Source organism: Treponema sp. B152, from assembly GCF_024181665.1.
In the GTDB taxonomy this organism is placed as follows: domain Bacteria; phylum Spirochaetota; class Spirochaetia; order Treponematales; family Treponemataceae; genus Treponema_B; species Treponema_B denticola.
In genome coordinates, this window is the sequence record NZ_CP058668.1 from 2,594,776 (window position 1) to 2,607,153 (window position 12,378).

Annotated in this window: 9 protein-coding genes and 1 riboswitch; of the genes, 2 read left to right on the plus strand and 7 right to left on the minus strand. The window is 38.3% G+C overall.

The annotated features are described in order from the left end of the window. Positions 1–43: 43 nt before the first annotated feature. The 3 genes from HYB91_RS12245 to HYB91_RS12255 are packed head-to-tail and all read right to left on the minus strand — an operon-like array spanning position 44 to position 3,046. Positions 44–1,351 carry a YhjD/YihY/BrkB family envelope integrity protein gene (locus HYB91_RS12245; RefSeq protein ID WP_002676414.1) on the minus strand — a complete coding sequence of 436 codons (1,308 nt, stop codon included), beginning with the start codon at positions 1,349–1,351 and terminating at the stop codon, positions 44–46. An 11-nt stretch (positions 1,352–1,362) separates the two neighbouring features. Further along, a complete protein-coding gene (locus HYB91_RS12250) occupies positions 1,363–1,968 on the minus strand; it encodes a response regulator (RefSeq protein WP_002666641.1) in 606 nt (201 codons plus the stop codon). Then, entirely contained in the window at positions 1,949–3,046 is a 1,098-nt protein-coding gene (locus HYB91_RS12255) for a sensor histidine kinase (protein ID WP_002694001.1), read from the minus strand. Before HYB91_RS12255 ends, HYB91_RS12250 begins: the two co-directional genes overlap by 20 nt. 153 nt (positions 3,047–3,199) lie before the next feature. Between HYB91_RS12255 and HYB91_RS12260 the strand changes: the two genes are divergently transcribed. Beyond that, positions 3,200–4,402, plus strand: coding sequence for a M20 metallopeptidase family protein (locus HYB91_RS12260; RefSeq protein WP_002676412.1), 1,203 nt, complete (start codon positions 3,200–3,202; stop codon positions 4,400–4,402). A 52-nt stretch (positions 4,403–4,454) separates the two neighbouring features. Here the strand turns inward: HYB91_RS12260 and HYB91_RS12265 are convergent, their stop codons facing one another. From HYB91_RS12265 to HYB91_RS12275, 3 genes are all read right to left on the minus strand, one after another. Beyond that, positions 4,455–5,087: an ABC transporter ATP-binding protein gene (locus HYB91_RS12265; RefSeq protein WP_002676411.1), complete on the minus strand. Its 633-nt coding sequence runs from the start codon at positions 5,085–5,087 to the stop codon at positions 4,455–4,457. A gap of 56 nt (positions 5,088–5,143) precedes the next feature. Then, positions 5,144–6,826: an ABC transporter permease gene (locus HYB91_RS12270; protein ID WP_002676410.1), complete on the minus strand. Its 1,683-nt coding sequence runs from the start codon at positions 6,824–6,826 to the stop codon at positions 5,144–5,146. Beyond that, positions 6,810–7,820 (minus strand): thiamine ABC transporter substrate-binding protein, encoded by a 1,011-nt coding sequence (locus HYB91_RS12275; protein WP_002676409.1) that lies wholly within the window; start codon positions 7,818–7,820, stop codon positions 6,810–6,812. Before HYB91_RS12275 ends, HYB91_RS12270 begins: the two co-directional genes overlap by 17 nt. Continuing rightward, a riboswitch (TPP riboswitch) is annotated at positions 7,808–7,924 on the minus strand. (Overlaps the previous gene by 13 nt.) Before the next feature lie 132 nt (positions 7,925–8,056). Here HYB91_RS12275 and HYB91_RS12280 point away from each other — a divergent pair. Beyond that, a complete protein-coding gene (locus HYB91_RS12280; protein WP_002676408.1) occupies positions 8,057–10,519 on the plus strand; it encodes a hypothetical protein in 2,463 nt (820 codons plus the stop codon). A gap of 90 nt (positions 10,520–10,609) precedes the next feature. On the opposite strand, the gene HYB91_RS12285 is transcribed toward HYB91_RS12280, so the two are convergent. Continuing rightward, complete coding sequence (locus tag HYB91_RS12285) at positions 10,610–12,370, minus strand: FAD-binding oxidoreductase (RefSeq protein WP_002676407.1); 1,761 nt, start codon at positions 12,368–12,370, stop codon at positions 10,610–10,612. Between the last annotated feature and the right edge of the window lie 8 nt (positions 12,371–12,378).

The following is a 12,378-nucleotide window of genomic DNA, read 5'->3' on the forward strand; positions in this document are numbered from 1 at the left end:
AAAGAACCTCGAAGAAGCTCTGCTCTTCGAGGTTCTTTAAATTTCAGTTTTGGTCTATTAAAGATTCGGCTAAAATTTTTAAAGCCTGCCTTGAAACATTTCCGTCGATTGAAATTGCTTCTAAAAAAATATTTTCCGGAACAACGGCTAAAAGACAGTCTGTTACTGCAACAGCCGTACCCGTCCTCTTTCCGTTTAAAAGACATGCAAACTCTCCGAACAAGTCGCCTTTTTCGAAATTCAAAATTTTGTTTAACCTTGTGACTCTTACGCTTCCTTCTATTATGTAGTAAATCTCACTTGATTCATCTTCATAATTAAAAATAGTTTCTCCCGCTTTTATTTCTATAGCTTGTTTTCTGTATTCTTTTGGCGGACTAATAAAAAGATGCCTTAAAAGCTGATTAAAAAAACCGGGAGCATCTTCTTTTGGGAGTCTGTAAAGTTGTGATATTATAAAGCTGTTGAAAAACTGATTTACATACATAAACTGTGCAAAAAATACAAAAAAGAAAAAGAAAAACCAGACCTGAATTAGGACAAGGATTACATTTGTAAAAAGACCGTATACAAATGTAAATTTAACCGTAGACCTAAAAAAAATAAAAAATATCTTTACAAAATAATAGGATATAGTGCAGGCTGCAGATGAAAGCAAAGCCGTTTTAAAAGAGGGTTTTATAGGCGGCATCAAATAATATATCAAACAGACAAACAGCTGCATAAAAATGACGGGAATAAATCTAAATAGATTTCTTAAAAGACTGAATAAATTCGGCGAAAAAACAGGCTGAGCAAAATCGCTTCTAAATACTGCAGAGCCTGTTATCAAAAATATAAATAAAAAAACAAGCAGGATGACAACAATTATTTCGCCTAGAATAACTATAAGACTGGTTTTTAAAGGGGTTATTTTTATTTTCTTACGGTATACTTTTCTGATTGAATGCTGAATGGTTGCAAAAAAACGTCTGGCCATCCATAAAACAAAAATCAAAACAATGAACTCAAAAAAAGAGAAACTATTTACATTCAATAAAAAATGGAAAAACCTGTCAAGATTAACCGTGTTTTGAAAAATTGAAAGAGTTCTGAGAGCTTCTTTTATTTGCTGAGGACTTTGCTTTAAGACACGGAGTAAAATAGTTAATGTCAAAATAAAAATAGGAAGAGCGGACATTAAAAAATTATATGCCCCTGCTGCCGCAGTAGTTAAAAGATCATTATTTACAAAACTTACAATTGTAATATATATTTTTTGGTTAAAGTCATAGAGCCCTTTTTTTTGTTCTTGAACAACTCTTTCATACCAAGCTAAAAATTTCTGACTATTGCTTTTTTCTTTTTTCAATCAAGGTCCTCCTATTTTGTGTAATAATATACAACTAATTGTGTTCTATCTCTTAAATTCAGTTTTTCGAGTATGGAAGAAACATAATTACGGACAGTTCCTTCACTCAAACTAAGTCGGTTTGCTATTTCTTTATTATTAAGCCCATCTGCAACCAATTCCAAAATATCGGTTTCTCTATCGTTTAAATCTTCTTTAAATTGTGAGCGCGCCGGTTTTGTTTGAGGGATTTTTGATATTATCTCCGAATCGAATACGATGCTCCCTGCGCCGACTGCATTTAATGCAGGTACCAAAGAATCTATGTTTTGTTTTAATATATAACCCTTACATCCGAAGTTAATTGCTTTTGTAATATATTCTTCATCGTTAAAAGTTGTAAGCAATAATATTTTTGCATCGCTATGTTCGGCTAGAATTTTTTCGCTTGCTTCTATTCCGGTCATATTTTGCATTCTGATATCCATTAAAAGAATATCCGGTTTGTATTCATTAAAGAGGGTAATCGCTTCGTTTCCGTTTGAGCCGGTTGCAATAATATCGAATCCGTTGGCTTTTAATATTGTCTTTAAAGAGGAAACGACAAGACAATCATCATCAACTATTATTATCTTCATTGTATTTATCCTTTATTTTTGGAAATATAATATGAGTTTTAAATCCGTTTTCGGAATAAAATTTAATTATGCCTCTATGTTTTTCTACAAGGTCGGCTATAACCTTTAAACCTATTCCATAATTTAGATTTCTGATTTGTTTTCCTGAAAAGCCTCGCCCATTATCTTTTATTATAAGAGAGTAAAAGCCGAGGTGTTCCAGTACGCTCAGATTCAATTCACTTGCTCCGCTGTGTTTGATGGTATTTGAAAGGCTTTCTTTTACTATTGAAAAGATATCGTATTTTAGCTCATAGGGTATAGAGTCTACCTTATATGTTAATTGTATTTTAGTTTTTTTTGTGCTTTCAACAAGTTCTTCCAATCCTGTTTGTAAATTAAAAGAATCATTATGCATATTATGAAGACATTCTCTTATTTCGGTCATACCGTTTTCTAAAGAATTTTGTAAAATATTTAAACTTTCTTTTACGTCCTCTTGATTTGAAATATATTTTAGCGCATTCACCTGTAAAATACCGGCACTAAGTGTATGACCTATGGAATTATGAAGACTTCCTGAAATTCTGTTCCGTTCGGCGAGGATTAAAACTTCAGCATTTTTTAAAACCTCGTTTTCTAAAATTCGTTCCCTTTTTTCCGAATTAATTTTGCTTTCGGCAAGTTTATCTTTTAGTCCGGTTACTTCCAATGTTTTAAGTAGATAGTTTTCTTTAACACCCGAATAGAAGAATATAATCAAAGTAAATAGAAAGAAAATAAGATCGAAATTAAAAAACACACACAATAAAGGAAGAAATTTAAAAATAAGGGACAAGTGCTTTTGATTTTCTTCGGCTTCTAAATTCATGGCGATAAAAACGGGAGAAAAAAATGCAAGATTTTTATTGAATGCTGCTGTAAATATGACAAAGACGATAAAAATAAAAGGCTTTATATTGCTGTGTATCATACCGCTCCATAGCCCCATAGAAAAAAATATTATAAAGCAGGGAATAACTATAAACGATCCGGTTTTAGAAAATACAAAAAGAGAAGAAAAAAGAACTATCAAAAAATTTTCTAAAAATAAAAGCATATAATTACAGAGCTCTCTATTAAAATATCTACCGTTCATTAAGTATAAAGGAAAATGCTAAAAAAATCAATAAAGAAAAAATTAGTGTTGACTTTTGCAAAAGACTATGCAATACTTTATTATACAATTTACATAAGGAGGTTTAATTTAAATATGTATAATATAATTGATTTGGTCAAACAAAAAGAAGCTAAGATTATTCAAATTAGGAGGGACCTGCATCAGATTCCCGAATTGGAATTATCCCTTCCAAAAACTGTGGACTATGTTTGCAAGCAGCTTGATGCTCTGCAAATACCCTATCATAAACTTGTCAACGGGAATGCTATTGTTGCCCTCATTGAGGGAAAAGAAAAGGGCAAATGTATAGCAATTAGAGCCGATATGGATGCCTTACCTATAAAAGAAAATACGGGCCTAAGTTTTGCCTCAAAACATGAGGGCTGTATGCATGCCTGCGGTCATGACGGACACATGGCTATGGCTCTTGGAGCCTGTATGGTGCTTAAGGAACTGTCATCTGAATTTAAAGGCTGTGTAAAAATTCTTTTTCAACCGGGAGAAGAGTATCCCGGAGGAGCACTCCCTATGATTGAAGAAGGCTGTATGGAAAATCCAAAGGTTGATGCCGTAATAGGCCTTCATGCAGGTTATATTTATCCGGGTGTTGAAAAAGGAAAGATAGGTGCATGTAAAGGGCCTTTTTTTGCCGCAGCCGATAAATTCAAGATTATCGTAAAGGGATATGGTGCGCATGGGGCTTATCCGCATCTTTCGGTAGATCCTGTTCCCATAGCTTGTGAAATAGTTTCCGGTTTACAAAAGATTATAAGTCGTGAGCTTCCCCCAACTTCTCATGCCCTGATTTCCGTAGGACAAATACATGGCGGATCCGCTTTTAATATCATACCCGAGGAAGTTTTTATTGAAGGAACGGTACGTTCTGCTGATGAAAAAGAACGCAGCTTTATTGCAGAAAGGATTGAAGATCTTGCTTCGGGTATTTCAAAATCTTACAGGGCCGAAGCAAAAACGGTTTATGATTTTAGGTATCCTGTTTTGCTAAATGATAAAGGTTTTACGGAATTTTTTATTGAAAGTACAAAAGAAATTTTGGGAGAAGATTCTATTCACGAAATTTCGGTGCCTACAATGGCCGGTGAAGATATGGCCTACTTTTTGCAAAAAGCTCCTGGTACGTTTTTTGTCTTGTCCAATCCTATAATACAGAAGGACGGTAGTATTTATCCTCATCACTCAGATAAATTTGATATGGATGAAAGTTTATTTTATAAAGGGACCACAGCTGTACTGGCAGCTGTCCTAAAATATTTGAATTTAGGCGGCTTAAAATAAAGCCTCCCACATAGTTTCTGCATATAAGTTTTTGATTTATATGCAGAAAGGCCTAGCCCATGTAGAGTACCTCATCGGCAAGAGCGGCTGCCTCATCTTTGTCATGGGTAACGTAAACGGCTGTGTAGCCCAAGCTCTCCTGCTTGGCTCTTAATTCTTTACGCAAGTGCAGGCGAAGGTCTGCATCGAGGGCAGAAAGGGGTTCATCAAAGAGGATGAGGGAAGGATTTACTGCAAGGCTCCGTGCTAGAGAAACCCTTTGTTTTTCCCCGCCCGAAAGAAGATCCGTTTTGCGTTTTTGTAAGGCTTCCAAATGAAAGAGCTCGACGAGGGGGGCTATGGCCTTGCGGGCTTCCTTTTTGGACATGCCTTGGGAAACCAAACCGTAGATAATATTTTCTTCAACATTGAGATGAGGGAAGAGGGCGTAGTCCTGAAAGACCATTCCGATTCCGCGTTTGCCGGGAGGAGTGTGATTGATATTTTTTCCGTCCAAAATGATTTCGCCCGAATCCGGAGGGACAAGGCCTGAGATTATTTTTAAAACCGTTGTTTTGCCGCAGCCCGAAGGCCCGAGGAGGGCAAGAGCTTTTCCTTTTTTTAATTCAAAGGAAATGGAAATATCTTTTTCGGTAAAATGTTTTTTTATGTTTTTAAGCTGTAAAAATGCTTTTTCGTTTTCCATCGGTTTCTCCTATAAAAATTTTTTGCAAGGATTATCAAATCCTGAAAAAAGTTTTTTCAAGTTTCTTTTTCCTGTAAAAAGAAAACAAAGCCGGTTATGAGGCTTAAGACGACTGCAACTGCAGAAGATTCTACAAAGCGGTATGAAGAAGCGTAATCGAAAATCAGCAGGGCAAGGTTATTAAACCGCGGTATGTTTAAAACTATTGGTAAGGAAGCATCTCCCGCACTTATGGCAAAGACAAAGGCCAAGGCGGAAAAGATGCCCTTCTTGCACATGGGTACTATCACCTTAAAAAAGGCCGTTTTTTTGTCCGGTGAAAGCAAGACAGCTGCATTGATAATATTTTGAGGAATGCGTAAAAGCGAGGTCTGTATTTGAGTCCACGCAAAGGGCCATGCAAGGGAGCTTTGTGCAAAGATTAAAATGAGCTCCGTTCCGTTGGGTTTTAACAAGAGCCAGCCGAAGCCTAGCATTACTGATGAAACGGCCAAGGGCAGATAAGGAACCGCATATATTTTTCTCAGGTTATAAAAGACGGTAATGTATGCAAAGAACAAAGAAGCTATCAGGCTTACAATGGCCGTAAGAACGCCGATTTTGATGCTTGTCCAAAGAGCCGTCCAAAAAGTTCGGGATAAAAAAATATTTTTCCATGCTTTAAAATAAAAGAATTTATTAAATATAGAAGTATAATTTACATTATATGTAGAATGTAAAAAGATAGAAAACAAGGGTGCTATTAAAAAAAGAATAATTATAAAAATCGTAAAACTAAAAAAGATTTTTTGTCCAAAGCCCTTTATTGCAGTCCGCTCCCCTATTCCCTTTAGGTTTTCGTTTTGTACCTTCATCTTTTTTTGCAGGTTAGAATAGATTAAGATTAAAATTAAGGCCGCAGAGATTTCGGTGAGGGCTATCTTTGCGGCAAGGTTCATATCCAATTTTGTGCGGGCGGCCTTGTAAAGTTCTACCTCTAAGGTGGTAAGGGCAAGGCCTCCGAAAAGCAGGATTATTATAAAACTAAAAAAGCAAAAAAGGAAAATCAGCAAAAAGGAAACGGCTATCGAATTTAAAAGAGCCGGAAAGGTTATGGTTTTAAAGATTCTAAATTTACTTGCCCCTAAAAGGAGGGCAGCATTAGGTTCATCTTCGCTTAAGCGTTCCCAAACTTGAGAAATTGTTTTCATTGCAAGGGGAAAGTTGTAAAAGCCGTGGATTATAATTACTCCTGTCATCGAAAACACAAAATTGACAGGCGGTTCGTCTTGGTTTAATAAGCTCTTTAAAAAAGAATTTAGGATGCCGTTATTTCCGAAAAATATTATAAAGGAAAGAGCAACGATTATTGCAGGCACGCAGAGGGGGACGCTCGACAGAGCTATTAGAAATTTTCTACCCCGAAAGTTTTTTCTTGCACAAAAATAAGCTGCGGCAAAGCCTACCGTGCAGGCAAGGGCTGCGGAAAAAAAGGCCTGAGAAACCGTAAAGGCTGCAATCCTAAAAATCTGCGAAAAATCAAAGGAGCTTTTTACTCCCGTAATATACGAAAAGTCAAAGCGTGAAGAAAATAAGGGAACAAAGCTTAAAATCAGCGGAAGAAAAAAAGAAAGCAGAACAAGAAAAAAGATAAGGCCGCCGAGCGGTAAAACAAGACGGCCTACGTTTAATAGGCCGCTCGGCTGAGAAACTCGGTCAGGCCGAGTATCTCGGCCTTTCTGTTTATTTTTGTAAAACATTGATTACGGCATTTACCGATTCGGTTTGATCTTCTGAAGGAATACGCAAAACTTTTGCAGGTTTGGGAACATCCTTATAAGAAGCAGGAAGGGCAAGCCCCTTGATGACAGGATACATAAACTGGGTTTCGGGAAGGAGGCTTTGAGCTTCTTCCGTCAGCATAAAGTCTATAAATTCCTTTGCTCCTTTAGTATTGGCTGCATTGGCGGCAATACCCATGCCTTCAATCTGAATAATATGCCCTTCTTCAAAAATCAATGGTTGAAATCGGTTTGTTTTGTCATATAAAACATGGGAGGCTAGGCTGCTTGTGTAAGAGATGGCTATGGGAGCTTCTCCGGCTGTAAAATATCCGTAGCCCGTACTCCACTTGGGGGCCATGGCAAAGATATTCGGCTTGAGGGCTTTCCAAAAGTCTAGGTAATTATCTCCAAATACAGCTCTTGTCCAAGCGGCCAAGCCAAGCCCCGTTGTGCTGGAACTCGGATCCAAAATGACAATCTTTTTTGCATAAACAGGCTCGGTCAACTCTTTTAAGGATGAGGGCTTTTTGATTTTAGCTTTTGTGTCGAACATAAAGGCAAAATAGCCGTAGTCGAAGGGTGTTAAAAGCCAGTCATCGGCAATAAGAACTTCCGAATCTATCTTATCTGAGGCCGTAGGTTTGTAGGCTTTTAAAACCTTTGCTTTGCGGGCCTTTTCGATAAGATGGTTATCTATTCCGATTAGGACATCCGCTGTAGAAGCCTTGCCTTCCAATATGACCCTGTTTAAAACGCCTTCTTTGCAGATAACGTACTCAACTTCTTTGCCCGTTTTTGCCTTAAAGAGTTCGGCAATTTTCGGACCTGGGCCGTAGTCGGCAGCAAAGGATTTTGTCGTGTAAACCACAACCTTTGTTCCGTCAGATTCTTTTGCACCGCCTGCAAAAAGAGCGGCACAACCGATAATTAAAAAAGAGAAAATTAAAATAGAGCGTAAATGATTTTTCATATGCTCCCTCCGCCGGTATTATCCGGATCAGGTAATAGGGCATCCGTGCGGACAGCCCTTTGCGGGTATGTTCTCAGCTTGTAAAAGCACCCCGGCAATATGAGTTTAGCATAAGGAAAATAAAAATTCAATAGGCGGACAAAAATACAAATATTTGTTATACGAACTTTCCGGAGTAGACAAAAACTTAAAAATAGCTTATGCTTTTTAAAACTTAGATTAAAGGAGACGTATTAATGAATAGAAGGTTGTTTAATTTTTTTGTGATTAGTGCTCTTTGTGCTGTGATTTTTAGTGCCTGCGGTCATAAGCCGAATTTAGACGGGGGGAGTACTCCTTTAATTACTCCTAAACCTGTAAAGGTTACTTGGTCTATTGATGGAGGCGGGGCAGAAAACCCAAAAGCTTCAGTAGAGAAATCAACAAACTCAGGATGGACTCCTCTATCATCAGGTGATGAAGTCTATACAGGCTCTGTGCTTGCATTGGATGCATGGAATGAGGGCTCAACAAGGTATTCCATTGACAGAGATAAAACAAAGATAAACGGAAAAACCGTAGCAGAGCTGGGTAAAGCTATTGCGTATTTTACGGACCAGGGTTGGATCAAATATACTATTCCACAAGATACAAAAGCAGTAAATATAGAATTTGTGCTTAAAAAAGCTGACAACATGCAAGTTGAATGGAAGAGCAAAAACCCTGCGGATGGTGAAGTAAAAAAATGGAAAGAAAACGATCCATCCAATAACCCTATATATGATACTGCATCAATCGGTAATTTTTTTGAAGGAACAACACTACGCTTTGATGCTTTACCAAAAACAGGAAAGATTATTAAAAAATGGTACATAAACGGCAAGATTCAAAACAATGCTGGGACTAGATTTTGGTATAATGTTCAAAAGGCAGATCTTGTTGACGGCAAAATCCTGATAGAAGCCGAATTCGGAGATAAGGAAACAGAGATACCTGTTTATTGGAAGAGCTTGGATGAAACAAAGGGAACTGTCTATGCCGGACGGCAAATCAATGGGCAATGGAAAACTTTCACCTCAGGTGATAAATTTGAAGAAGGGTATTTCTTTTATGTCAATGCAAATGTAAAACCGGGCTTTATCTCGGATAAATGGTATATAAACGGAAAAGAAGTTCCTGCTACAAATATTAATCAGCTTAGATATACAGTAGCGTCAAAGGACATAAAGGACGAAAAAATAGAGATAAGCGTCAGTTTTAAAGAAGCTCCGAAAATTAAGGTAGAATGGTCTGTAGATGAGACGGACAAAGGAAGTATTAGGGCAGAACAGCTTATAAACAATAAATGGACTGAGGTTCAATCAGGAAATCTTTTTGGTCAAAGCTCAAGAATCCGTGTTATTGTAGAACCTAAAGAAGGCTTTGCTCCCGATACATGGTATATCAACGGCAATCAGGCTGGGGAATGGACTGAGGGAGAACTTGAGTTTTGGTATGAAGTCGATATTAATGACATAGTAAACGGCAGTATCAAGATAAGTCATAATTTTAAAAATGCTGAAAAAATCGATATGGAATTTACCATAGAAGGAAGCGGAAAAATAAGTGTTTATAATTCAAAAACCGGAGAGCTTATTACCGATACTCAAATATACGAGGGTACGCAGCTGAGAATAAAGGCGTTTCCCTTTTTAGGCTTCAAGTTTAAACAATTTGAGCATAACGGCACGAAAATAAATTCTTGGAATTGGGGAAATGGAGCTTACACCGCAAATTATATGGTAAAAGGAAAAGATAAGGATAAAGATACAGGTAAAATCAGCATAAAAGCCATTTTTGAAACCGATCCTGATGCCCCTCAAGGTACCATACCTGTAGAATTTAGTGTTGCATCAGGCCATGAAGGAAACGGCATAATTATTGCAAAATTTAAGGAAAAAGAATTTGCAAGCGGTTATAAATTTAAAGAGAGGGATGATGTTGTCTTTTATGCCCTTCCGAAGGCTGGTTATCAGGCTAAATGGTTTGTAAACGGAAATGAGCATCTTACAGGTAATAGAATTTGGTTGCGTGTAGATAATCCGTTTATTGGAGGAGACGGAAAAGTATCCGTAAAGGCTCAATTTGTTCCTGCTAATCCCGTAAAGATTAATTTCAGTACGGAAGGACAGGGATCAGTAAAAGTCGAAAAGCTCATGGGAGACGAATGGCTTACTATCAAGTCCGGTGATACGGTTTATGAAGGAACTTCGGTACTTATTCAGCCTGATACTTCTGCAGATAATATTGCAGATTGGTTTATAAATGACACAGATGCAAATAATGAAATGAATGGCGATGGAAATTTATATTTAAATAATATTATTGGTTACGCTCAAAGCGGAGTCTGCAATATTGAGGCTAAGTTTAGGGCTGCCCTAAATTATTCTGTTTCATTTAAGATTGCAGAAGGCGGAGAGGGTAAGGGAAACCTTTCAATTAGGTACCGGGATATAGAAACAAAAAAATGGATAACCTTACAAGGGCAAAATATATCCCTTAAGGAAGGTTCAAGTAATTTAAGATTTATGGTCAGATTAAATAGCAGCGCACAGGTAGAAAAATGGACTATAAGCGGAGAAGATAAAAATTATACTTCAGAAGAGTTTTGGTTCGGAGTCCTTCATAAATCTAGACTAAAGGGTAAAGACAAGCTGGAAGTTGTTGTACATCTAAAATAAAAAGACTTAATTAAAAAAGCCGATTTGGACATGCAATGTCTAATCGGCTTTTTTTTGTATACAGTTTTTTTGAGTAAACTTTATAAGCTGCTAAAAATTTTCCTCCCAAGTTTTTCCGGCGTATTTAGGTTTTCTCTTTTGGTCTTCCGTCATGTCTAGGCCAAGGGTCCCGCCCGGATTCATTATATTGTTCGGGTCGAAGTGTTTTTTTAGAGCCTTAAAGATTTCAAAATTGGTTTGTCCTATGGATTCTTCTACCCAAGCTGCCGTCATCTTGCCTACACCGTGGTGGTGGCTCATGGCCGCCCCTGCCTTCATTATGTTATCGAAGATGCCGTACTGGTATTCTAAATATTCTTCCTTGTTTTTAAAAAGGCCTATAAAGATAAAGTACAGGTTTGCCCCTTGCGGATAGGCATGGGAAAGATGGGTCATGCAGACCGTGTGAGGGCGGGATTTTGCAAATCTTCTTACCTCTTCGTGAACTTTCGGCATCATATCCCATGTTACGCTGCATTCCATTGTGTCTATTATTACTCCGTAATCTTGTAAGGATTCTCTTAAATACGGATCCGTAAAGCGGCCGTGCTCCCAGCCGTCTACAGGCTTGCCTGTTAAAAAGAGTCCTCCGTTTTGTTTACATATTCGTTTTACCTTTTTGTAAAGCTGCTTTGAAAATTCTTTAGCACCCTCGCTCCAGCCTAAAAAGAGGCAGCGTTTCATCGGCTTATATCCCATTAGGTTCATCGCTGTTTCGGCTATGGTGCCTTCAACTCCGTAGAGCTTTAACGCCATGTCGGTTTCTTCCGCATCCGAAAGCCTAAACACCGAGGGAAAGCCCGATTCGTTTTGCATAATCTCTCGGCAAGCCTTCATTCCGTCTTCCCAAGTTTTAAATATAAAGCTGAACTTTTTGCGGGTTTCCGGCCTGTATTTAAAAAACCGCAAGGTAACATTTGTAAGAATTCCGAAAGAGCCCTCGCTCCCCATCATGAGCTCGTCTATGTCCGGTCCGACCGCATGGGCGGGAAGCCCGTAGCTTTTAACGGTGCCCGCAGGAGTTACATATGTTTGTTGAAAAACTATGTCTTTTATGTTCCCGTAGTATGTGGAATTTTGTCCTGCCCCGCGCGTAACTACCCAGCCTCCCACGGAAGAATATTCAAAGGATTGCGGGAAGTGTCCGCAAGTGTAGGCCATCTTTGCATTGAATTCTTTTTGAGCATTGTTTAAGTGAGCTTCCAGTTGGGGCCCCGACATTCCGGCTTGAACCGTAATTGTCTGGTCAGTTTCGTTAAAGGCTAAAACCTTGTTAAAGTTTTTACGCATATCGAGGGATATGCCGCCCCTTACGGCCTCAACGCCTCTGGTAACGGAAGAACCGCCTCCGTACACATAGAGGGGAATTTTGTTCTCATTTGCATATGTTACGAGTTTAACTATTTGGTCATGATCGGAAGGGTATACTACAACATCGGCGATGTTTTCAAGGATGCCCTCACGGAGGCGGTAGGCATCGTACATGGTTTTTCCGTAAGCAACCGATACCCTGTCCTTAACGGCTGTGCTGACATCCGCCTCTCCGAAAATTTTCTTTAAGGCCTCAATATGTTTTTGGTCGAGGTTTACTGGAAGGCTTTCAGGCAAGGCTTCAAGTCCTTCAAACCGCTTTTGTTTAAAAACCTCATCTCCTATGCCGAAGACCGTTTTCATATATTTATAAAGTCTTTCGTTAGGCTCCTTAAATTCGTTTGGGTCTCCCCACTTTGCCGCTTCTCTAAAAGAGCCCTTTGGAGGCGGTACCTGTTCCCAAACCGGTTTAAAATCCTTGTACTCATATCTTTTTCCCATAGCTTTCT

What these genes read in the sequence shown, in the direction of transcription:
- HYB91_RS12275 (WP_002676409.1), bottom strand. Translation starts at nt 7,820, where the DNA reads ATGAAAAATCATTTACGCTCTATTTTAATTTTCTCTTTTTTAATTATC.
- HYB91_RS12285 (WP_002676407.1), bottom strand. Translation starts at nt 12,370, where the DNA reads ATGGGAAAAAGATATGAGTACAAGGATTTTAAACCGGTTTGGGAACAG.
- HYB91_RS12260 (WP_002676412.1), top strand. Translation starts at nt 3,200, where the DNA reads ATGTATAATATAATTGATTTGGTCAAACAAAAAGAAGCTAAGATTATT.
- HYB91_RS12270 (WP_002676410.1), bottom strand. Translation starts at nt 6,826, where the DNA reads ATGTTTTACAAAAATAAACAGAAAGGCCGAGATACTCGGCCTGACCGA.
- HYB91_RS12250 (WP_002666641.1), bottom strand. Translation starts at nt 1,968, where the DNA reads ATGAAGATAATAATAGTTGATGATGATTGTCTTGTCGTTTCCTCTTTA.
- HYB91_RS12255 (WP_002694001.1), bottom strand. Translation starts at nt 3,046, where the DNA reads ATGCTTTTATTTTTAGAAAATTTTTTGATAGTTCTTTTTTCTTCTCTT.
- HYB91_RS12280 (WP_002676408.1), top strand. Translation starts at nt 8,057, where the DNA reads ATGAATAGAAGGTTGTTTAATTTTTTTGTGATTAGTGCTCTTTGTGCT.
- HYB91_RS12265 (WP_002676411.1), bottom strand. Translation starts at nt 5,087, where the DNA reads ATGGAAAACGAAAAAGCATTTTTACAGCTTAAAAACATAAAAAAACAT.